Here is a 20,995-nt window from a genome sequence, read left to right on the forward strand (position 1 = left end):
CTCCGCGGCTCATTCAGGCGTTCGAAATATCGGACTTTGATCAGCACTTCGAACGGCAAGATAGGGAGGTGACTTGAGCGCGTCAATGGGGCGTGCGAGGGCTGATCCGACGGAGGGCGGCACGCGATGGGCGGGTTCTGGCCGGTGCCGGACGTCCTGGAGTACCTCGCCGGGAGCTGGCGGGTGGAGCGCTCGGTGCGCGATGCGGGAAGCGGCGACGAGGGCCGTTTCACCGGCACGACCGTGTTCCGGCCACTGGACGGCTGCGGACTGCTGCACGCGGAGTCCGGCGTGTTCACCTGGCAGGGCGTGCCGCGTCCCGCCGAGCGGACCCTGCGCTTCCTGCCGGGCCCCGCGCCCGGCACGGCGGACGTCCGGTTCGCCGACGGCCGCCCCTTCCACCTCCTGGACCTGACGACCGGCCGGCACACGGCCGACCATCCGTGCTCCGCCGACCTCTACCGCGGCGAGTTCACGGTCCTCGACGCCGGCCGCTGGCGAAGCGTGTGGCGGGTGCGCGGCCCGGCCAAGGACCTGGTGCTGACGACCGACTACGTCCGCGAGGGCTGAGGCGCGCCCTCGAAGCGCAGGTTCCAGCGGCCGTGGCGCCCGGTGACGGTGGTCGTCGACAGCGGGCGCACGTCGATGTTCCAGTACGACGACGGCGGCGCCTTCAGCGCGTACACCAGGGCGGCCCGGATGACGCTGGGCTCTGCCACGGCGACGATCCGGCCGCCGTCCTCCAACGGCCGGGTGTCGAGCCAGCCGCCCACCCGGGAGATGAACGCGAGCAGCGACTCACCGCCGTGCGGCGCGGACCACGGGTCGGCCAGCCAGGCGTCCACCGCCTGCGGCTCCCGGGCCATCGCCTCCCCCAGGGTGAACCCCCGCCACCGCCCCATGTCACAGTCCCTCAGGGCGAGTTGGACGAGCGGGGCGTATCCGAGGGCGTCCCCGGTGGCCCGGCTGCGCGGGGTCGGCGAACAGTAGCGCAGCTCGGCCGCCGCGAGCGGCAGCAGATCGCCCACGACGCGCTGCACCTCGCCCCAGGCCGCCTGGTCCAGCGGCCGGTCGTCCTCGAAGCGCTCCGCGAGCATCGGCGAGCTGCGCGCGGCGGCGACGAACGTGACCCGGAGTGCCATGCGGCGATGGTGGGACCACCGGGTAGGCGGGTCAAGGGGTGCCGAGGGAGAACTTCTCGAATATGAGCGCCATCCACCGGCCGGGGTCCTCCAGCGCCTCGAAGCCGGCCTTCTCGTACACCCCGTGCGCGTCCTGCGTGGCCAGCAGCATCCGGCGCAGCCCGTAGGGCTGCAGGTGATCGCGTACGGCGGCGACGAGCGAGGTGCCGATGCCCTTCCCCCGGACCGCCGGATCCACGTACACGTCGCACAGCCAGGCGAACGTCGCCCGGTCCGTCACCACCCGGGCGTAAGCCACCTGCTCCCCGGACGCCACGTCGTACACCCCGAAGTTGAGGGAGCCGGCGATCGCCCGGTCCTGCTTCTCGCGCTCGCGTCCGAGCGCCCAGTAGGCGTCCGTGGACAGCCATCGGTGGACGCGCTCGGCGTCGACGCGGCCTGGGTCGGTGGAGAGCTCGTAGCCTGCGGCGAGGGCGGGGGTGTCGTTCATGCCCGGACCCTCACAGATCGCGGCTGTGCTGTCGAACGGATTCCATGAGCGCCTCGTCGCACGCCTGCCGCAGGCGGCGGGCGCCCTCCTCGATCTCCTCGGTCCCCGCGACCGCCGCGAAGCTGAGCCGGACGTGCGGGGCGGGGGGTTCGGCGCTGAAGTAGGGGCGGCCGGGGGCGAGGGCGACGCCGGCGCGCAGGGCGGCCGCCGTGAACGCCGCCTCTCCTGCGGAGCCGGGGAGGCGGACCCACAGGTGGTAGCCGCCGGACGGGACGTGCGGCAGCTCCAGTTCGGGCAGGCGCAGCGCGAGGGCCGCCGTCATCGTGTCGCGTCGCGTCCTCAACTCGGCGGCGATGGAGCGCAGATGGCGGGGCCAGGCCGGTGAGCCGACGAGTTCGAGCGCGGCCTCCTGGAGGGGCCGGGGCACGAAGAAGGCGTCCACGACCTGGATGGCGCGCAGCCGTTCCAGGGCCGGGCCGCGGGCGGCCAGCGCGCTGACCCGGAAGCTGGGCGAGGTCGCCTTGGTGAGCGAGCCGACGTGGACGACGACGCCGTCCGGGTCGTCGGCGGCCAGCGGGCGGGGCAGCGGTCCGGCGTCCTCGTGCGCGAGCCGCCGCACGAAGTCGTCCTCGACGACGAACGCGCCCGCCTCCCGGGCGATGCGCAGCACCTCGCCGCGCCGGGCGGGGGCGAGGACCGCGCCGGTGGGGTTCTGGAACAGCGGCTGGCAGACGAACACCCGGGCGCCGGTCGCGCGGAAGGCGTCGCTGAGCAGGTGCGGTTTCACCCCGTCCCGGTCGACCGGGACGGGGACCGGGCGCAGTCCGGCGGCGCGGGCGATGGCCAGCATGCCGGGGTAGGTGGGCGACTCCACGAGCACCGGCGCGCCGGGCGGGGCGAGGGCGCGCAGGGCGGTGGTCAGCGCCGCCTGGCCGCCTGCGGCGACCAGCACCTCGGCCGCGGTGACCGTCCCGCCGATGGTGCGGGCGAACCACTCGCGCAGCTCGGGCAGCCCTTCCAGGGGCGGCCGCCCCCACGCGCCGGGCCTCCGTCCGGCCCGTGCCAGGGCCGCGGACATGGCGCGCTCCGGCTGGAGGGAGGGGTGCAGATAGCCGCCGTTGAACTCGATCACGCCGGGCGGCGGGGCGGCCAGCGAGACGGTGACTCCGGAGGCGTCCACCGAGCGGGGCACGAGGTCGGCGGCGCCGTCGGCGCTCAGCGCGACCTCCTGCCAGGAGGTGTCTCCGGCCGAGGGGGCGGCCGTACGCCGCGGCCCGGCGCGGAAGGCGCCGGCTCCGGGGCGGGTCACCACCAGGCCCTCGGCGGCGAGTTGGGCCAGCGCGCGCGAGACGGTCACCGGACTCACCCGGAAGCGTTCCACCAGGGCCCGGCTCGACGGGAGCTTTCCACCGGGAGAGTAGCGGTCAAGTTCCTGTCGCAGCTGGTTCGCCAGTTCACTCACGCTGCTACGCTCTTGCATGAAGACACAGAGTAGCGCTACCACCGTTCCCGCGATAGCAGTGACCGCCCCCCGGGGCCGGAACCTCGGCACCCTTCAGGCCGCGCTCGGGGTGGTCGCCTTCTCGCTGACCTTCCCTGCGACCGCCTGGGGGCTGGAAGGGTTCGGCCCCTGGTCGCTGACCGCCGTGCGCAGCGTCCTCGCCGCGCTGATCGCGGGCGGCGCACTGCTGGCGCTGCGGGTGCCGCTGCCCGCCCGGCGGCACTGGCCGGGGCTCGCGGTCGTCGCCGCCGGGGTCGTCGTCGGGTTCCCGCTGCTCACCACGCTCGCCCTGCAGACCTCGACCACCGCGCACGCGGCCGTCGTGGTCGGGCTGCTGCCGCTGACCACGGCCCTGTTCTCCGCCCTGCGCGTCGGCTCACGCCCCTCTCGCACCTTCTGGGCGGCGGCGCTGGCCGGGGCGTGCGCGGTGGCTGCGTTCACCGTGCAGCAGAGCGGCGGCGCACTGAACTCGGCCGACCTGTATCTCTTCGGGGCGCTGCTGGTGTGCGCGGCCGGCTACACCGAGGGCGGCCGACTGGCCCGGGTCATGCCGGGCTGGCAGGTCATCGGCTGGGCGCTGACGCTCTGCCTGCCGCTCAGCGCGCCGGCCGCCGCCGTCGCCCTCGCGTTCGAGCCGGCGCACCTGACGGCGCACAGCGTGGCCGGGCTGCTGTGGGTCGCGGCGGGCTCGCAGTTCCTCGGTCTGGTCGTCTGGTACCGGGGCATGGCGGCCGTCGGAATCCCCAAGGCCAGCCAGTTGCAGTTGGCGCAGCCCCTGCTCACACTGGTGTGGTCGGTGCTGCTTCTGGGCGAACGGCTGACCCCGGCCGCCCCGCTGACGGCCGCGGCCGTCCTCGTCTGCATCGCCGTCACCCAGCGGGCGCGCGGCTGACGGGCGCGCACGCGCCGGCTCCGGGGCAGCGCCGTGCGCCGCACAAGCGCAACACGCCGCCCACACGGTGAGGAGGCCCCACAGATGCGTGCAACCACGGGCGACCAGCTGATCCAGCACGGCAGGGTGGTCGGCCAACACGACAAGGTCGGCGAGATCGTCGAGGTGCTGGGTCAGGAGGGCAACCCCCCGTACCGCGTCCGCTTCGAGGACGGGCACGAGGGAGTGTGCTCCCCCGGGCCGGACACCGAGATCCGCCACAAGGTCCAGGAACAGATGTAGGCCTTTCAGCGCGGGGGTTTCGCCGGCTGCCCGTAGTGGTCGGCGATCACCCGTGCCATCGCCCCGATCCGGTCCGTGCGCACGTCCTTGGCGGCGAAGAACACATGGCCGCGGACCTCCGGGTGCTTCTTGGCGAGGGTCAGGTGGCGGGACAGCTCGTTCTGCTTCTGCCAGGCCGCGGCCTGTGCGGAGTCCCCCGCCCGGTACAGCGCCTCCCCCAGGTAGAGCCTGGTCCGGCTGCCCCGCGCGACCTGCGCCCACCAGGGCACGAGCTTGGCGTAGTCGGCGGCGCTCATGCCGATGTGCCAGTACAGCTGCGGCACGATGTAGTCGATCCAGCCCTGGCGCACCCACTTGCGGGTGTCGGCGTAGACGGCGTCGTACGACTGCAGCGCGCTCGTGTCCGAGCCGCGGGAGTCGGTGGAGGCGTTGCGCCACACGCCGAACGGGCTGACGCCGAACTGCGTGCCGGGGCGGACGGCCTTGATGCGCGCCGCCGTCTCACGCACCAGCTTGTCGATGTTGTCGCGCCGCCAGGCGGCCCGGGTGGAGAAGGCCGAGCCGTGGCGGTCGTAGGCGTCGTCGTCGTCGAAGGTCTGGCCGGCCACCGGGTAGGGGTAGAAGTAGTCGTCGAAGTGCACCGCGTCCACGGGGTACTTCTTCACCGCGTCGAGCATCGCGTTCTGCACGAAGGCGCGGACCGCCGGCAGACCGGGGTTGTAGTACAGCTTCCCGCCGTACCGCACGACCCAGTCGGGGTGCTTGCGCGCGGGGTGGGAGGCGACGAGCCGGGAGGGGTCGGCGTGGGTGGCGACCCGGTAGGGGTTGAACCAGGCGTGCAGTTCGAGCCCGCGGGCGTGGGCCTCCTTCACGGCGGTGCCGAGCGGGTCCCAGCCGGGCGACCTGCCCTGCACGCCGGTGAGGACCTGCGACCACGGCTCGTACGACGAGGGCCACAGGGCGTCCGCCGTGGGCCGCACCTGGAGCATCACGGTGTTCAGGCGCTTGCGGACGGCGAGGTCCAGCCAGCCGATCAGCTCGGCCCGCTGCTGGGCCGCGGTCAGCCCCGCACGGGACGGCCAGTCGCGGTTGGCGACGGTCGCGAGCCACATGCCCCGCATCTCCCGCGTCGCCCGCAGGTCGCCGCCACCGCCGCCGTGCCCATGGCCGCCGCTGCCGTGGCCGCCGCTCCCGTGGCCGGGAGGCCGCAGCGCGTTCGCCGCCGCCCCGGCCGTCGTCGCCCCGGTCGTGAAGGCCGAGACCGTCGAGAACGCCGCCAGCGCGAACGCCCGCCGAGTCAGTCGCCCCATCGCGCACATCCCCACACACGCCGTGGATCCGTGCGGTCACGGATCGTCGTCCGGGCACAGCATGCCCCCACCCCGACGATCGATCATCGATACTTGCTAGTAACGTGCACGATCGGAGCAGAGCCGTCCGAGACCCGGAAGGCTCCCCCGGACGTCGATCAAGCGCTTCGAGTCAGCGCGGGAAAGGGACGATGTGACAGGCATCCCAGCGGGAGACATCTCACGCGTCGGAGTGGTGGGCTGCGGCCAGATGGGGGCGGGCATCGCCGAGGTCTGCGCCCGCGCCGGACTCGACGTCATGGTCGCCGAGACCACCGGCGAGGCCCTGGAGATCGGCCGTACCCGGCTGTACAACTCCCTGGCCAAGGCCGCCGACCGCGGCAAGATCAGCGCGGAGGAGCGGGACGCCACGCAGGCGCGCCTGGCCTTCACCACGGACCTCGGCGAGTTCGCCGACCGCGACCTGGTGATCGAGGCCGTGGTCGAGAACGAGGGGGTCAAGACCGAGATCTTCCAGGTCCTGGACCAGGTCGTGACCCGCCCGGACGCGATCCTCGCCTCCAACACCTCCTCCATCCCGCTGGTGAAGCTGGCGGTCGCCACCTCGCGGCCCGACCACGTGGTCGGCATCCACTTCTTCAACCCGGCCCCGGTCCAGCAGCTCGTCGAGCTGATCCCGGCGCTGACCACCTCCGAGGGCACGCTCGGCCGGGCGCAGCTGTTCGCCGAGAAGCTGCTGGGCAAGCACTCCATCCGCGCCCAGGACCGCTCCGGCTTCGTGGTCAACGCGCTGCTGATCCCCTACCTGCTCTCCGCGATCCGGATGTTCGAGACGGGCATCGCCAGCCGCGAGGACATCGACAACGGCATGGAGATGGGCTGCGCCCACCCGATGGGCCCGCTGAAGCTGTCCGACCTGATCGGGCTGGACACGGTCGCCTCGGTCGCGCAGAGCATGTACGAGGAGTACAAGGAGCCGCTGTACGCCGCTCCCCCGCTGCTGCAGCGCATGGTGGACGCCGGCCGCCTGGGCCGCAAGACCGGCTCGGGCTTCTACACCTACGCCTGAGGCCGGCCGGCCCGGGTCAGCCGAACCTGCGGTGGTGGAGCAGCATCAACGCGGCCGCCATGTTGGCGGCCGGCACCTCCCCCCGGGCGACCAGGTCGGGTACGCGTTCCAGGGGGACCCACTCCCGGCGGTCCGACTCGAAGTCGTCCACGGGGGGTCCCGCGTACTCGCCCCGGTCCGCCCAGTAGATGTGGTGGACGGCGTCGGTGAGGCCGTTGGAGGGTTCCACGCTCATGAGGTGGTGCAGGGGGCCGGGCCGCCAGCCGGTCTCCTCCTCCAGCTCCCGGGCCGCCGCGCGGGCGACGTCCTCGCCGTCCTCCACGACCCCGGCGGCGAGTTCGTAGCCCCAGCTGTCGGTGATGAAGCGGTGGCGCCACAACAACAGGGCCTCGTCCGCCTCGTTGACGATCGTCGCCACGGCGACCGGCCGCAGCCGGATGAGGAAGTGGTCGAGGTGCCGGCCGTCCGGCAGCTCGACATCGGCCAGATTGACGCTGAACCAGCGGTTCTCATACACGGTTCGTTCGTTCTGCTTCGCCCACTGCACGGTTCTGCCGCCTTCCGTCGGGTAAGGGGCAATATCGCAGCAGGCACCGTGCCGAGCCGATCCGGAGTCAGGCCACATCACGACGCTTCACGACGCTACAGGGGTACGCGCAGTGCCCCGTCGATGAGTTCGGCCGCCTCGGACGTGCCCGCGCAGCCGCTGCGCACCAGGTGTTCGCGCACCGCCCGGAGTCTGTCGCGCAGACGCTGGGACTCCATCCCCCGCGCCTGCTCCGCCATCTCCACCGCGATGGCCACCGCCTTGTCGGCGTTGCCCTGGCGCAGTTCGATCGTGCTGAGCATGGCCAGCCGGTGCACCCGGCCCCGGTCGTGGGCGGGACTGCCGACGGCCGCCGTGGCGTGCTCCGCTGCCGCCGTCAGATCGCCCAGGCTCAACAGGGCTTCGGCCACCTGTACGTTGACCAGTCCCGGCTGGACGTAGCCGGTCTCGTCGGGCTCCCGGCCCCGCATGATCCGGTCGGCTGCCGTCTCGGCGCTGCGGATGCACGACAGGGCGCTGGTGCCGTCGCCGAGGTGTGCGTACGCCTTCGCCTGCATCGCGTACAGGTCGGAGGCGAGGGCCGGGGTGATGTGCTTGCCCGCGGTGCGCAGCGCGGCCTCAGCGAAGGCGACGGCCTGCCGGTGCTCCCGCATGAACAGCGACTGGTTCACCAGCAGCGCGATCACATAGGCGCCCAGCCCCCGGTCGCCGCTGGCCTTGGCCAGCCGCAGCGCCTGGTGGAAGTAGCGCTGCGCGAGCCCGTGCGCGTCCGAGTCGTACGCGCAGATGCCGGCGATCGCCACCAACCCACCCGTGGCACGGTGCAGTTGACGCCCCGTCGCGTCGGTGTAGCCGCCGCGCAGCAGCGGGGCCGCCTCCGCGTTGAGGAAGCCGACGATCCGGCTGCGCGTCGCCACGCCGCCCGTCTTCCGGTACATCTGCTCGTAGTGGGCGCGGGCCGCGCGCAGCGTCTCTATGTCGGCGGACGTCACCCGGTGCCGGCCGCCGCGCGAGACGTCGACGTCCTCGGGCGGGTTCTCCCACTCCCACACCGGCATCACGGCGGGCGTGCCGGTGACGGCGGGGGCGCCCAGGATGTGCGGGCGCTGCTGCTCGTCGGAGCGCCACAGCGCGGTGGCCCGCTCGACGAAGCCCGACAGCGACGCGCCGTGCGGGGTGGAGGGCTCTCCCGGGACACCGAGGCCGATGTCGTCGAGGGTGACGGGGCGCCGCAGCCGTCCGGCGAGCACCTCGCAGATCAGGTCGGGCACCTGCCCGCGCGGACGCTGCCCTTTCAGCCACCTCGCGACGGCCGTGTGCTCGTAACGCAGCGCGAGCCCCCGAGCCTGCCCGGCCTGGTTGACGTGGGCGGCGAGACCCGCGTGGGAGATCCCCGCCTCGTCCAGGATCGCGTCGAGCAGTGTGTTGGGCTGCATGGGTGCCCCCCGGTGGCTCAATGCCGCCAGGGTAATGGGTCCCGCTTCACACGGGGTGTGAACCGAGTGCGCGCACCCGAGCCGTGTGCATGCTGTCGCTCACCGTGCACAGCCGGTTGACTGAAATGCCTCGCAAGAGGTTCGCCGGGCCGTCGGCTCCCCCTCGAAAGCGACGGCCCGGCGGTTCGCTCCGCGGGTTTGGCCGGGGGCGCCGCTTCGGTACCGGGTGCGTTGTCCGGCGCGGGTCGTTCGGGGCTGGTCGCGCCCACGCGGCGGAGCCGCATATGTCACAGCCCCGCGCCCCTGGGGAGTTGCCCTCACGTGCGTTTCCAGCAGGGGTGCCCCTGGGGGCTGGGGCGCAGCCCCGTGCCCCCCAGGGGCGCGGGGAACTGCGCGACCAGCCACAACCCAGCGGCAGCCGGCGACGACATCAGCCCCGCAGAACCGCCCCCGTCCGCTCGCCCGCCAGGGCGACCGCCGCGTCGCGGGCGGCCGACGCCTCGTCGACCGTCAGCGTCCGGTCCCCCGCGCGGAAGCGCAACGCGTAGGCCAGCGACTTGCGCCCCTCGCCCAGCTGCTCCGCGTTCTCGTACACGTCGAACAGGCGGATGTTCTCCAGCAGTTCGCCCGCACCCTCACGCAGCGCGGCCTCGACGTCGGCGTGCGGGACGAACTTGTCGACGACGAGGGCGACGTCCTGCGTGGCGACGGGGAACGAGGAGATGCTCGGCGCCTGGGGCGTGTCGTCGCCGACCCGCTCCAGGACGTCGAGGTCCAGCTCCATGGCGGACGTACGGACGGGCAGGCCCAGGGCCTTCAGCACCCGCGGGTGCAGTTCGCCCGCGTGTCCGACGACCCGCTCGTCACCGTCGACGACGACGGCGAGCTCGGCGCACCTGCCCGGGTGCCACGGCCCGTACTGGCCGCTGCGCACGATCAGTTCGGCGCCGGCCTCACGGGCGACGGTCCGGGCCGCCTCGACGGCGTCGGCCCAGTCGGCCGGGCGGCCCTTGCCCCACCAGCCGGCCTGCTCGCGGGCGCCCGCGAGGACGACGGCGACATGGCGCGGCTGCTCGGGCAGCGCGGCGTCGAGCGCGGCGATCTCCGCCTCGGTGGGCCGCCGGTCGACCGGCAGACGGACCGCGGCCGGCCGCTCCTCGCGGGGGTGGAAGACGAGCCCGGTCTCGAACAGCGCGAGGTCGTGGCTGCCCCGGCCGTCGTTGCGGCGCAGCGCGGCCAGCAGGCCGGGCAGCAGCGTGGTGCGGAGCGCGGGCTCCTCGTCGTTGAGCGGGTTGACCAGCTTGACGACACGGCGGGCCGGGTCGTCGGCGGCCAGTCCGAGCTGGTCGAAGACCTGCTCGCCGACGAACGGGTAGTTCGGCGCCTCGACGTAGCCGGCGCCGGCCAGGGCCCGGCCGACGCGGCGGTGCAGCCGCTGCCGGTGGGTCAGACCGCGGCCCGAGGGCAGCTTGGGCAGCGTGGAGGGCAGGTTCTCGTAGCCCTCCAGCCGGATGACCTCCTCGGCGAGGTCGTTGGCCTCGACGAGGTCGGGCCGCCAGGACGGCACGGTGACGAGCAGCTCGTCCTGCCCCTGCACCTGGCAGCCGATCTCCTGGAGCCGGCGTACGACGGTCTCGCGGCCGTAGGTGACGCCCGCGACCCTGTCCGGGTGGTCGGCCGGGGTGGTCACGGTGTGCGGCGCGGACGGCGCGACGACCTCGGTGACGCCGGCCTCGGCGGTGCCGCCCGCGAGGAGCACGAGCAGGTCGACGGTGCGCTGCGCGGCGGCGGCCGCGGCCTGCGGGTCGACGCCGCGCTCGAAGCGGCGCGAGGCCTCGGAGGTCAGCTTGTGCCGGCGGGCCGTACGGGCGACGGAGACCGCGTCGAAGTGGGCGGCCTCGATGACGACGGCGGTGGTGCCGCCGTCCGCCTCGTGGTCGGCGATCTCGGTGTCGGCGCCGCCCATGACGCCGGCGAGGCCGATCGGGCCGCGCTCGTCGGTGATCACCAGGTCCTCGGCGTGCAGGGTGCGGGTGACGCCGTCGAGGGTGACGATCTTCTCGCCCTCCGCGGCCCGGCGCACGCCGATCGTCCCCTGGACGAGGGAGCGGTCGTAGGCGTGCAGGGGCTGGCCCAGCTCCATCATCACGTAGTTGGTGACGTCGACGGCGAGCGAGATCGGGCGCATGCCGACCTTCTGGAGCCGGCGCCGGAGCCAGATCGGGGAGCGCGCCTCGGGGCTGAGGTCGGTGACCGTGCGGGCGGTGAAGCGGTCGCAGCCGACCGGGTCGGAGACCTGCACGGGGTAGCCGAAGGCGTTCGGGGCGGGCACGTCGATGAGGGCGGGGTCGCGCAGCGGCAGCCCGTAGGCGATGGCGGTCTCGCGGGCGACGCCGCGGATCGACAGGCAGTCGCCGCGGTTGGCGGTGACGGCGATGTCGAGGACCTCGTCGACCAGTTCGAGCAGCTCGATGGCGTCCTTGCCGACCTCGGTCTCCGGCGGCAGCACGATGATGCCGTGGGTGCCGTCGTCGCCCATGCCCAGCTCGTCGCCGGAGCAGATCATGCCGTGGGAGGTCTTGCCGTAGGTCTTGCGCGCGGAGATCGAGAAGCCGCCGGGCAGGGTGGCGCCGGGCAGGACGACCACGACCTTGTCGCCGACGGCGAAGTTGCGGGCGCCGCAGACGATCTCCTGGGGCTCGCCCGTGCCGTTGGCCTGGCCGACGTCGACCGTGCAGAAGCGGATCGGCTTCTTGAAGCCCTCCAGCTCCTCGATGGTCAGGACCTGGCCGACGACCAGCGGGCCCTTGAGGTCGGCGCCGAGGTGCTCGACGGTCTCCACCTCGAGGCCGGCCGAAATGAGCTTGGCCTGGACGTCACGGCCGGTCTCGGTGGCCGGCAGGTCGACGTACTCCCGCAGCCAAGAAAGCGGGACCCGCATCAGATCTCCATCCCGAACGGCCGGGTGAACCGGACGTCACCCTCGACCATGTCTCGCATGTCTTCGACGTTGTGGCGGAACATCAGCATCCGCTCGATGCCGAACCCGAAGGCGAACCCGCTGTACTTCTCCGGGTCGACGCCGCAGGCGGTCAGCACCTTGGGGTTGACCATGCCGCAGCCGCCGAGCTCGATCCAGCCCTCGGAGGAGCAGGTGCGGCAGGGGCGGTCGGGGTTGCCGACGGACTCGCCGCGGCAGACGTAGCACACCATGTCCATCTCGGCGGACGGCTCGGTGAAGGGGAAGAAGTTGGGCCGCAGCCGGGTCTTCATGCCCTCGCCGAACAGCGCCTGGACCATGTGGTCGAGGGTGCCCTTGAGGTCGGCCATGGTCAGGCCCTCGTCGACGGCGAGCAGCTCGACCTGGTGGAAGACGGGGGTGTGCGTGGCGTCCAGCTCGTCGGTGCGGTACACGCGGCCGGGGCAGATCACGTACACCGGTAGCTCGCGCTGGAGCAGGGAGCGGATCTGCACGGGCGAGGTGTGGGTGCGCAGGACGACACCGCTGTCGCCGCCGCCGTCGGGGGCCTGCACGAAGAACGTGTCGGCCTCGCCGCGGGCGGGGTGGTCCGGGCCGATGTTGAGGGCGTCGAAGTTGAACCACTCGCCCTCGGCCTGCGGGCCCTCGGCGACCTCGTAGCCCATGGCGACGAAGACGTCCTCGATGCGCTCGGACAGCGTGGTGAGCGGGTGGCGGGCGCCGGCCGGGACGCGGTCGTAGGGCAGCGTGACGTCCACGGCCTCCTCGACCAGCACGCGCGCGTCGCGCTCGTCCTCGAGCTCCGCCTGACGGCCGGCGAGGGCCTTGTTGACGGCGCCGCGGGCCTGGCCGACGAGCTTGCCGGCGGCGGCCTTCGCGTGCGGGGGCAGCGCGCCGATCTCGCGGTTGGCGAGGGCCAGCGGGGAGGTGCCGCCGGTGTGGGCGACCTTGGCCTCCTGGAGCGCGTCGAGGGAGTCCGCGGCGGCGAAGGCGGAGAGCGCCTCGTCCCGCATGCGCTCGATCTCTTCCGGTTTCAAGGCCTCGACCTCTACAGGGTCGTACGACTTATTGGGTGCCGACATCTCTTCCCGTGCTTCCGGTTGGCTGGCGGATGGTCCCCGTGAGCGGCGCGGAGGGCCGTGTGCAGGACACATGGGTGCCAGAGGCCGAGTCTAACGGGGTGGAGGTGTGCGAATGCGCCCGCGGGCACTCAGCTCAGATAGGCCGGAGCGCTCACGGGCAACGTAAATCGGAACTCGGCGCCGCCCTCGGGGGCGCGGCCGACCGTGATGACGCCGCCGTGGGCCTCGACGATGCCCTTGACGATGTACAGCCCGAGTCCGGTGCCGCCGCGCTTGCTGCCCCGCCAGAAGCGGGTGAAGACGCGGTTCATGGACTCCTCCGGGATGCCGGCGCCCTCGTCGCTCACGGTGACCGACGTGCCGGCGTCCTCCCCCTCACGGGGGGACGGGGCGGGCGTGACGTCAATGGTGACGGTTCCCTCGCCGTGCCGCACCGCATTTTCGATGAGGTTGCTGAGCACCTGGTCGACCTTGTCGGGGTCGGCCCACAGGTCGGGCAGCGGCTGCTCGACGCGCAGCAGGAACCGGTCGGCGGGCTGGCCCGCGGCCACGTAGGCCTGGATGTGCCGGCCGACGGCGGCGCCCATGTCGACGGGCTGGCGGCGCACCTCCAGCCGGCCGGAGTCGATGCGGGAGATGTCGAGCAGTTCGGCGATGAGCCGGGTGACGCGGTCGGCGTCGGCGTCGACCGTCTCCAGCATCAGCCGCTTCTGGTCGTCGGTGAACCGTGCCCACTTGGCGAGGAGGGTGGCGGTGAAGCCCTTCACGGAGGTGAGCGGGGAGCGCAGCTCGTGGGCCACGGTCGCTATCAGCTCGGCGTGGCTGCGCTCGGTGCGGCGACGCGCCTCGGTGTCGCGCAGGCAGACGACGACGCGGCGGACGGGGCCGGTGGGCTCGCTGCGCACGTACCGCGCGGAGACGAGGACCTCGCGTCCGCCGGGCAGCAGCAGGTTGCGTTCGGGCTGGCGCACCCGGATGGCGAGCCCGCCGTAGGGGTCGGTCAGCGGCCACCAGCGGCGGCCTTCGAGGTCCTCCAGCGGCAGGGCCTTCTCCAGCCGGCTGCCGAGGGCGTCCTCGGCGGACAGGGCGGTGATGCGTTCGGCGGCGGCGTTGAAGCAGACGACGTGACCGTGCTCGTCGGCGACGACCAGTCCGTCGGGCAGGTCGTCGGGGTCGACTCCGGCGGCGTCACCGGGCGACGGGGACGCGGCGGCGTGCGGCACGGCCCGTGCTTCCCGTGTGCTGCTCATGCCGACGCTCATTCCCCTTACCCCACCTCTCAGACGGCTGAGGGGCCCCCGAGCTGGTCACCCTACTAGGTGGAACTGACGGTGCGGCAGCCTTCGGGGGCGCGCTGGGCGCGGGCCGACGCGTAGAGACATACGGCCGCAGCGGTGGCGAGGTTCAGGCTCTCGGCCTTGCCGTGGATGGGGACGCGGACGACGGCGTCGGCGAGGGCGCGGGTCTCCTCCGGCAGGCCCCAGGCCTCGTTGCCGAACACCCATGCGGTCGGTCCGCCCATGGCGCCCTTGTCGAGCTCCTCGTCGAGGTCGTGCGCGCCGGCCCCGTCGGCGGCGAGGATGCGCACCCCGGCGTCCCTGAGCCCGGCCACGGCCCGCTCGACGGGGACGCCGACGGCGACCGGCAGGTGGAACAGGGAGCCGACGGAGGCCCGTACGGCCTTGGGGTTGTACAGGTCGACGGAGGCGTCGGTGAGGACGACGGCCTCGGCGCCGGCGGCGTCGGCGCAGCGCAGGACGGTGCCGGCGTTGCCGGGGTCGCGGACGTTCGCGAGGACGGCGACGAGCTTGGGGCGGGCGGCGAGGATGTCCTCGAACGGCGTGTCCAGGAACCGGCAGACGCCGACGAGGCCCTGCGGGGTGACGGTGGTGGAGATGTCCTCGATGACCTGCTCGTCGGCGAGGTGGACGCGGGCGCCGGCGGCGCGGGCCTCGCCGATGATGTCCGCGTAGCGCTCCGCGGCTTCGAGGGTGGCGAAGAGTTCGACGAGCGTCGCGTCCGCGCCGCCCGGGGTGCGGTGTGCGGCGGCCTCCCGTACGGCCTGCGGTCCCTCCGCCAGGAACAGTCGCTCCTTGCCCCGGAAGTTCCGCCGGGCCAGACGCCTCGCGGCCGAGACGCGGGGGGAGCGGGGGGAGATGAGGTCGGGGGTGGCGGGGGGCATGGCACCTTCGGTGGGAGCGGGACGTGTGACGGAGCCGGGCAAGCGCCGGGGGTCCGGGGGCGGAGCCCTCGGGGAAGCAGTCGGACCCGCAGGCCGGGGGGCCTGCGGGTCCGGTCACGTCGGCTGGAGCCGGCGCAGCGTCACGCCGCCTTCGGGGCGTTGACGTCGCTCGGCAGCGCCTTCTGCGCGACCTCGACGAGCGCGGCGAAGGCGCCGGCGTCGTTCACGGCCAGCTCGGCCAGGATCTTGCGGTCGACCTCGACGTTCGCGGCCTTCAGACCCTGGATGAAGCGGTTGTACGTGATGCCGTTGGCGCGGGCAGCGGCGTTGATGCGCTGGATCCACAGCTGACGGAAGTCGCCCTTGCGCTTCTTGCGGTCGTTGTAGTTGTAGACCAGCGAGTGGGTGACCTGCTCCTTGGCCTTGCGGTACAGGCGCGAACGCTGACCGCGGTAGCCGGAGGCCTGCTCGAGGATCGCCCGGCGCTTCTTGTGGGCGTTGACTGCCCGCTTGACGCGTGCCACTTGATTGACTCCTTGTAGCGGGGCCGTGGTTGGACTCACACGACCCGGTAATCGATTGGGTCCCGGTCAGAGATCAGGCGCGGGAGGAAGATCCGCGCCCGACGTCACTTGCCGAGAAGCTTCTTGATCTTCGCGGCGTCGCCCGGGGCCATCTCGGCGTTGCCCGTGAGGCGACGCGTCACGCGGGACGACTTGTGCTCGAGCAGGTGGCGCTTGCCGGCGCGCTCGCGGAGCACCTTGCCGGAGCCGGTGACCTTGAAGCGCTTGCTGGCACCGCTGTGCGACTTGTTCTTCGGCATAGCGCCGTTCTCTCCTCGTCGATGGCGCTCCGGTGCCCGGTCGTCACAACCGGGCACGGGTGGAGCGTCGCTCTTGTTTCGGTTACGTCCGCGGGACCGCTGTCCCTCGGATCACGCCTCGGCGGAAGCCTCGGCAGGGGCCTCTGCAGGAACCTCGGCGGGGGCCTCGTCGTGCACGGCGTCCGCGGCGTTCTGCGAGCGGCCGGGGTTGGCCTTCGCTTCCGCCTTGCGGGCTTCCTGTGCCTGACGGGCCTCGGCCATCGCCTCGGTCTTCTTCTTGTGCGGACCGAGAACCATGATCATGTTTCGGCCGTCCTGCTTGGGGTTCGACTCGACGAACCCGAGGTCCTGGACGTCCTCCGCGAGACGCTGCAGCAGTCGGTAGCCCAGCTCGGGCCGGGACTGCTCACGACCGCGGAACATGATCGTGATCTTGACCTTGTCGCCCTGCTTGAGGAACCGGACGACGTGACCCTTCTTGGTGTCGTAGTCGTGCGGGTCGATCTTCGGCCGGAGCTTCATCTCCTTGATGACCGTGTGCGCCTGGTTCTTGCGCGCCTCACGGGCCTTCATGGCCGACTCGTACTTGAACTTCCCGTAGTCCATGAGCTTGCAGACCGGCGGGCGGGCGTTCGCCGCGACCTCGACCAGGTCCAGGTCGTACTCCTGCGCAAGCTCCAGTGCCTTGGCCAGGGGGACGATGCCCACCTGCTCGCCACTGGGACCGACAAGTCGCACCTCGGGAACGCGAATCCGGTCGTTGATGCGGGGCTCGGCGCTGATGGATCCTCCTCGGTAGCACCACGCGAGCGTCTGGCGGACGGCCGCGTAACGTCTGTGTTCGATAGACCTATAACCACGCCGAAACACAAAAAATGCCCCGGACGATCACAGGCGGGGCTCCAAGCACTACCGGAGCACCGCCGCGAGGATCGCGGGGCGCGCTACCGGGCGACTCCATCGTCCGTACGGAACGATGGTGGTCGCCTGACCGGGGTGACCCGCCGCCCTGGGGACAGTCGGGTGGGAGCTCGGAGTCTCCACTTGTGGGCCGGGCCCGCCTGCTGAGTGGCACGCGTGTCCGACCGGTCGTTACACGAGATTAGCAGGTCGAGAAGGCGCGCGCGAATCAGGTGTCCGCCGCCCCGCGCTGTCAAGAGGGCGCTGTCGGCAGGGCGTGTCGCTGGCCCTATCGTGTGGGGCATGAGTGAGACCCCCTCCCCGGGCGCCCCCGAGACCCCCGGTGCCGCCGGCTTCGACGACATGACCCGCGACATCGCCGAGGTGCCGGCGGTCGAGGTGATCGTGACGGTCGCCGTCAACCTGATGAGCGCCGCCGCCGTGAAGCTCGGCCTGACGGAGGAGGGCGACAAGTACAAGGACCTCGACGAGGCCCGCAAGCTGGTGCACGCCCTCGCCGGCCTGCTCGACGCGTCCGCGACCGAGATCAGCTCCTTCCACGCGGCCCCGCTGCGCGACGGCCTGAAGTCGCTGCAGCTGGCGTTCCGCGAGGCGTCGATCGTCCCGGACGAGCCGGGCCAGGGCCCGGGCGAGAAGTACACCGGGGCGGTCTACGGCAAGTAGTCCGCGGACGCCGTCAGCTCATCCGCGTACGTACAGGGGCTCGCCCGGAGGCGTCGTCCCGGCCGGCAGCAGTGCCAGGTCGAGGCCGCGCACCAGGCGGGCCCTCAGCGTCTCGTCACCTGCGAGACGCCGGGCCACCGACCGGGCGGCCTCGGCGGGGGCGGCGGCCGGGTCCAGGACGAGGGCCAGGGTGCCGTCGGCCTGCCCGGGCCCGAGGTGGGCGCGCAGCACGGCGGGTTCGGCGGCCACGACGGCGCGCACGGCGGCGAGGACCGCCGGGTCGGTGAGCGGGTCGGTCGTGGTGCGGCCCTCGGCGAGGGCGAGCAGCGCCGGCCCGGTCAGTTCGAAGGGGACCGGCCCCGCCAGGTCGAGGACGACCGTGTCGGCCTTCTCGTGGGCGGCGGCCTGGAGCGCCTGGTGCAGCGGTACGGCGACGGGGCGGGCCTCGGGGTCCCAGCGGGCGAGGGACTCGGTGGAGGTGAACGCGGGCAGGGCGACGCGGGCGCCCGCTTTGAGGGTGGGGACGGCCATGTCGCTGGTCTTCTCGCGGCGCAGCCCGTTCTCGTCCTCCTCGACCTCCCCGAGCACGGCCACGACGGGCACGAGCAGGCGGGCGCCCTTGAGCGCTTCGAGGACCGGGCCGACGGCGGCGCGGTCCTGAGCCCAGGCGGCGAGGGCCGCGCTCAGTGCGGGGTCGGCGGAGCCGTCGTCGTCGGAGTAGCCGGGGTCGGGGATGTTCTTGTTCACCACGGTCACCGACCCTATCGGGGGACGTCCGCCGGCCCGGTGCGGGGCCCGGGGCACGGGCGGGGGTGTCGGCGTTCTAGAGGACCTCGTACCGGTCCCGCTGGAGGGCGTCGTACGCGTCCTGCCGTTCCTCCTCGCGGCGGCCGCGCCACAGGACGACCGCGGCGACCAGCAGCAGGCCCCCGGCGCCGCCGGCGAGCGGGGCGGCCCAGCTCGACGTGTCCTCCTCGGCCTTCTCCGCGTCGGGCCCGGGGCCGAAGTAGGCGTCGCCGTGGGACGCGGCCCGCAGCCCTTCGGGCTTGAGCGCGCCGGCGGCCTTGATCGCGGCGGCCGGGTCGATGAAACCGAAGCCGCGGGAGTCGTCCCGGCCGCCGGTGGGGGCGTTGCGGGCGGTGTCCTCCAGCAGCTTCTTGATCTGCGCCGGGGTCAGCCCCGGGTGGGCGGCCTTGAGGAGGGCGACGGCGCCGGACACGAAGGCCGCCGCGGCGGAGGTGCCCCAGCCCTGGTAGTACCGGTGGTCCGGGTCGGCGATCACGACGTCCACGCCGGGCGCGCTGACCGTGGCGTACCAGCGGCGGGTGGAGAAGGAGGCGCGGGTGCCGTAGCGGTCGACGGCGGTCGCGGCGATGACGCCGGGGTAGGCGGCCGGGTAGGAGATGTGGTCGCCCTTGTCGCCGCCGTTGCCGGCCGAGGCGACGACCACGGAGCCCTTCTTCAGGGCGTACTGGACGGCCTCGTCCTCGGAGGGTTCGGGGTGGGCGGAGGCGGAGTCGTCGCCGAGGGAGAGGTTGATGACGTCGGCGCCCTGGTCGGCGGCCCAGCGGATGCCTTCCGCGAGGGCGTTGCCGCGGGTGTTGCGGGCCTTGGTGCGGGCCGCGTCGCGGTCCTCCAGGATCACGCGGACGGGGAGGATCTTGGCCTCGGGTGCGATGCCCATGACGCCGTCCTCACCCGCGGGGCCGTGGCCGTGGCCGGCGATGATGCTGGCCATCGCGGTGCCGTGGCGGGCCCAGACGGCGTCGCCGCGCCGCGCGCCGAAGCCGACGAGGTCCTTGCCGGTGAGGACGTTCCCGGCGAGGTCGGGGTGCTCGCCGTCGACGCCGGTGTCCAGGACGGCGACGGTGATGCCCGCGCCCTTGGTGGTCCGCCAGATCTGGTCGGTGTGCAGGGCCTGAAGGCCCCACTGCTGGGCGCGGATGCCGTCCGCCTGCGCGGGGGCGGCGGGCAGCAGGGCGAGGGAGGCGGCGAGGAGGCAGCACAGCAGGCCCGCCCGGGGTGTCGTCCTACGGCTGCTCATGAGGGCTGCTCCGAGGGGGCGGCGACGGTTTTGCGCAGGCCGCGTTCGACGCGGTCGGCGAGGCCCTTCGCCTCGTTGCCCAGACCCGCCTGGGCCGGGGCCGAGGTGGCGCCGGGTGCGGCGGCCCGGGCGGCGGGCTCGGGGGTGGCGACGGTACGGCCGTCGGCCCAGCCGGAGACGGCGTAGACGACGACGGGCGCGTCGGTGAGGACGGAGACCGTCCAGGAGGCGCGCTGCGCGTCGCCGAAGCCGGCGGCGACGGTGTCCGGCGGGGCGTAGGTGCGGGGCATCAGGTCGGTCCGGCGGGCCAGGCCCTCCTTGTCGAACCGGGTGTCCAGCGCGCGCATGCCGGCCTCGTCGGCCTCGGTGAAGACCATGCCGACGGTGGTGACATAGCTCTGGGTGGCGTCGACGTAGGTCGCGCGCAGCAGGCGCCCGCAGCCGACCGGGGCGAGGACCTGGAGCAGCAGCGGGTCGAGGGCGCCGGCGCAGCCGCTGTCCGGGGCGACGGCGACCCGCGTCCAGGTGCGGTCGGCGCCGCCGGGGCCCGCGCCCTGACCGTCCACGGTGGGTGGGAACAGCTGGTCGACGGGGACGTTGTGCCACAGGCCGCCGGCAGTGGCGTATGCGCCGCGCTCCCCCGAGCCGGCGGCGTCGCCGACGAGCCAGCTGCCGGTGGCGGCGCCGCCGATGAGGCCGAGTCCGAGGACGACGCAGGTGGCGGCGGCGAGGGTGCGCCCGCGTACGCGTCTGCGTCCGGCGCGCGGCGGTGTGTCGCCGTACCCCTCGGGCTGCGCGAAGGTCACCACCGGCCGTGTCGCGCCGCCGCCGGGCGGGGGCGCGCTCCACGAGAGGGAGGGGTCGGGGGTGGGGCCGCCGGGTGCGGGGTCCGCGGGGCGGGGGATCCGGGCGGCCGGGGCGTCGAACTCCGGCTCGTGCCCGTCCGGCACGTCGAAGTCGGGGTGCCGTACGGGGGTGGCGGGCGACCACACCCCTCCCTGTCCGGGCACGGCGGACGACAGCGCGTCCCGGGGGGCCTGAGCGGGAGCGGCCGCCCAACCTCGCGGCAAGGGGCTCCAGGCGCTCCCTTCCCCGGGCGCCTGCGCGCCGTCGGTCCCTGCGGGCGGGGCGGTGGAGGGTGCCGGACGGAAGAGGCGGTCGGCGTCCGGCCGCGGGGGGCGGCCGCTCGCCGGGGTGGTGGCGGAGGTGCGCGTGGCACGGTCACCGGCCGGGGCCGCTGAGCCCGGGCGGTCGGCGCCGGCGGTGGTGGGGCGTGCGCCGTCCAGGCGGGCCGGGCGGGTGACGCCCGGGCGGGCGGGGTCGCCGCTGTCGGCACGGGGCGGGCGGGCACCGTCCGCGTGGGGCGCGGCCGCACCCTCCGGGCCGGCCGTGCGGGTCGCGTCCGAGCGGGACGGTCTCGCCCCCGGGGCGCGGGCGCCCTCCGCGCCGGCTGCCGGCGACGAGGAGCGGGGGTTCTCCAGGCGGGCCGGGCGGGTGACGCCGGGGCGGGCGGGGTCGCCGCTGTCGGCACGGGGTGGGCGGGCACCGTCCGCGTGGGGCGCGGCCGCACCCTCCGGGCCGGCCGTGCGGGTCGCGTCCGAGCGGGACGGTCTCGCCCCCGGGGCGCGGGC

21 protein-coding genes are annotated in these 20,995 nt (G+C 73.6%); 5 read left to right on the plus strand and 16 right to left on the minus strand.

Translation table 11 applies throughout. From position 1 onward, the window contains the following. The first annotated feature begins 126 nt into the window (after nt 1-126). Nucleotides 127-570, plus strand: coding sequence for a DUF6314 family protein (locus ACFYXA_RS34100; RefSeq protein WP_389040304.1), 444 nt, complete (start codon nt 127-129; stop codon nt 568-570). Here ACFYXA_RS34100 and ACFYXA_RS34105 read toward each other — a convergent pair. Genes ACFYXA_RS34105 through ACFYXA_RS34115 form a run of 3 tightly spaced genes read right to left on the minus strand, consistent with a single transcriptional unit; the run spans nt 552 to nt 3,112 of the window. Beyond that, nucleotides 552-1,142 (minus strand): histidine phosphatase family protein, encoded by a 591-nt coding sequence (locus tag ACFYXA_RS34105; protein WP_130444352.1) that lies wholly within the window; start codon nt 1,140-1,142, stop codon nt 552-554. The two genes, ACFYXA_RS34100 and ACFYXA_RS34105, sit on opposite strands and share 19 nt — an antisense overlap. Nucleotides 1,143-1,173: 31 nt before the next feature. Continuing rightward, complete coding sequence (locus ACFYXA_RS34110; RefSeq protein WP_389040308.1) at nt 1,174-1,632, minus strand: GNAT family N-acetyltransferase; 459 nt, start codon at nt 1,630-1,632, stop codon at nt 1,174-1,176. Nucleotides 1,633-1,642: 10 nt separating this feature from the next. Beyond that, nucleotides 1,643-3,112, minus strand: a complete 1,470-nt coding sequence (locus ACFYXA_RS34115; RefSeq protein WP_389040311.1) for a PLP-dependent aminotransferase family protein — start codon at nt 3,110-3,112, stop codon at nt 1,643-1,645. Between ACFYXA_RS34115 and ACFYXA_RS34120 the strand changes: the two genes are divergently transcribed. Both ACFYXA_RS34120 and ACFYXA_RS34125 read left to right on the plus strand, forming a co-directional pair. Then, nucleotides 3,111-4,025, plus strand: coding sequence for a DMT family transporter (locus ACFYXA_RS34120; RefSeq protein WP_389040315.1), 915 nt, complete (start codon nt 3,111-3,113; stop codon nt 4,023-4,025). The genes ACFYXA_RS34115 and ACFYXA_RS34120 overlap by 2 nt on opposite strands. An 84-nt stretch (nt 4,026-4,109) precedes the next feature. Then, the gene (locus tag ACFYXA_RS34125) at nt 4,110-4,307 is read left to right on the plus strand and encodes a DUF1918 domain-containing protein (RefSeq protein ID WP_351098276.1); all 198 of its coding nucleotides are present in this window, start codon (nt 4,110-4,112) and stop codon (nt 4,305-4,307) included. Between the two features lie 5 nt (nt 4,308-4,312). Here ACFYXA_RS34125 and ACFYXA_RS34130 read toward each other — a convergent pair whose 3' ends face one another. Then, a complete protein-coding gene (locus ACFYXA_RS34130) occupies nt 4,313-5,617 on the minus strand; it encodes a glycoside hydrolase family 10 protein (protein ID WP_389040319.1) in 1,305 nt (434 codons plus the stop codon). Between the two features lie 193 nt (nt 5,618-5,810). Between ACFYXA_RS34130 and ACFYXA_RS34135 the strand changes: the two genes are divergently transcribed. Beyond that, on the plus strand, nt 5,811-6,686 hold the full coding sequence (locus tag ACFYXA_RS34135) for a 3-hydroxybutyryl-CoA dehydrogenase (protein WP_352250667.1): 876 nt from the start codon (nt 5,811-5,813) through the stop codon (nt 6,684-6,686). Between the two features lie 16 nt (nt 6,687-6,702). Here the strand turns inward: ACFYXA_RS34135 and ACFYXA_RS34140 are convergent, their stop codons facing one another. From ACFYXA_RS34140 to infC, 9 genes are all read right to left on the minus strand, one after another. Next, nucleotides 6,703-7,233 carry an NUDIX hydrolase gene (locus tag ACFYXA_RS34140; RefSeq protein WP_352250665.1) on the minus strand — a complete coding sequence of 177 codons (531 nt, stop codon included), beginning with the start codon at nt 7,231-7,233 and terminating at the stop codon, nt 6,703-6,705. Nucleotides 7,234-7,328: 95 nt separating this feature from the next. After that, nucleotides 7,329-8,669 (minus strand): transcriptional regulator, encoded by a 1,341-nt coding sequence (locus tag ACFYXA_RS34145; protein ID WP_389040325.1) that lies wholly within the window; start codon nt 8,667-8,669, stop codon nt 7,329-7,331. Between the two features lie 430 nt (nt 8,670-9,099). Beyond that, on the minus strand, nt 9,100-11,610 hold the full coding sequence (gene pheT / locus ACFYXA_RS34150; RefSeq protein ID WP_389040328.1) for a phenylalanine--tRNA ligase subunit beta: 2,511 nt from the start codon (nt 11,608-11,610) through the stop codon (nt 9,100-9,102). Further along, entirely contained in the window at nt 11,610-12,731 is a 1,122-nt protein-coding gene (gene pheS, locus ACFYXA_RS34155; RefSeq protein ID WP_389040331.1) for a phenylalanine--tRNA ligase subunit alpha, read from the minus strand. Before pheS ends, pheT begins: the two co-directional genes overlap by 1 nt. Nucleotides 12,732-12,859: 128 nt before the next feature. After that, entirely contained in the window at nt 12,860-13,993 is a 1,134-nt protein-coding gene (locus ACFYXA_RS34160; RefSeq protein ID WP_352250657.1) for an ATP-binding protein, read from the minus strand. A 53-nt stretch (nt 13,994-14,046) separates the two neighbouring features. Continuing rightward, on the minus strand, nt 14,047-14,913 hold the full coding sequence (locus tag ACFYXA_RS34165) for an RNA methyltransferase (protein ID WP_352250655.1): 867 nt from the start codon (nt 14,911-14,913) through the stop codon (nt 14,047-14,049). Between the two features lie 140 nt (nt 14,914-15,053). Beyond that, the gene (rplT, locus tag ACFYXA_RS34170; protein WP_004002577.1) at nt 15,054-15,437 is read right to left on the minus strand and encodes a 50S ribosomal protein L20; all 384 of its coding nucleotides are present in this window, start codon (nt 15,435-15,437) and stop codon (nt 15,054-15,056) included. Nucleotides 15,438-15,541: 104 nt separating this feature from the next. Then, nucleotides 15,542-15,736 (minus strand): 50S ribosomal protein L35, encoded by a 195-nt coding sequence (gene rpmI / locus ACFYXA_RS34175; RefSeq protein ID WP_004933563.1) that lies wholly within the window; start codon nt 15,734-15,736, stop codon nt 15,542-15,544. Nucleotides 15,737-15,847: 111 nt separating this feature from the next. Beyond that, complete coding sequence (infC, locus tag ACFYXA_RS34180; RefSeq protein WP_351098326.1) at nt 15,848-16,519, minus strand: translation initiation factor IF-3; 672 nt, start codon at nt 16,517-16,519, stop codon at nt 15,848-15,850. Nucleotides 16,520-16,939: 420 nt separating this feature from the next. Here infC and ACFYXA_RS34185 point away from each other — a divergent pair, with 420 nt between their 5' ends. Next, a complete protein-coding gene (locus ACFYXA_RS34185; protein WP_389040338.1) occupies nt 16,940-17,320 on the plus strand; it encodes a DUF1844 domain-containing protein in 381 nt (126 codons plus the stop codon). A gap of 18 nt (nt 17,321-17,338) precedes the next feature. On the opposite strand, the gene ACFYXA_RS34190 is transcribed toward ACFYXA_RS34185, so the two are convergent. From ACFYXA_RS34190 to ACFYXA_RS34200, 3 genes are all read right to left on the minus strand, one after another. Continuing rightward, a complete protein-coding gene (locus ACFYXA_RS34190; RefSeq protein WP_389040341.1) occupies nt 17,339-18,070 on the minus strand; it encodes an SseB family protein in 732 nt (243 codons plus the stop codon). A gap of 73 nt (nt 18,071-18,143) precedes the next feature. Next, the gene (mycP, locus tag ACFYXA_RS34195) at nt 18,144-19,364 is read right to left on the minus strand and encodes a type VII secretion-associated serine protease mycosin (protein ID WP_352250650.1); all 1,221 of its coding nucleotides are present in this window, start codon (nt 19,362-19,364) and stop codon (nt 18,144-18,146) included. After that, a partial coding sequence (locus ACFYXA_RS34200) for a hypothetical protein (protein ID WP_389040346.1) occupies nt 19,361-20,995 on the minus strand: 1,635 nt, incomplete at its 5' end. The genes mycP and ACFYXA_RS34200, both read right to left, overlap by 4 nt.

This window comes from Streptomyces sp. NPDC002566 (assembly GCF_042889585.1).
Lineage (GTDB): Bacteria > Actinomycetota > Actinomycetes > Streptomycetales > Streptomycetaceae > Streptomyces.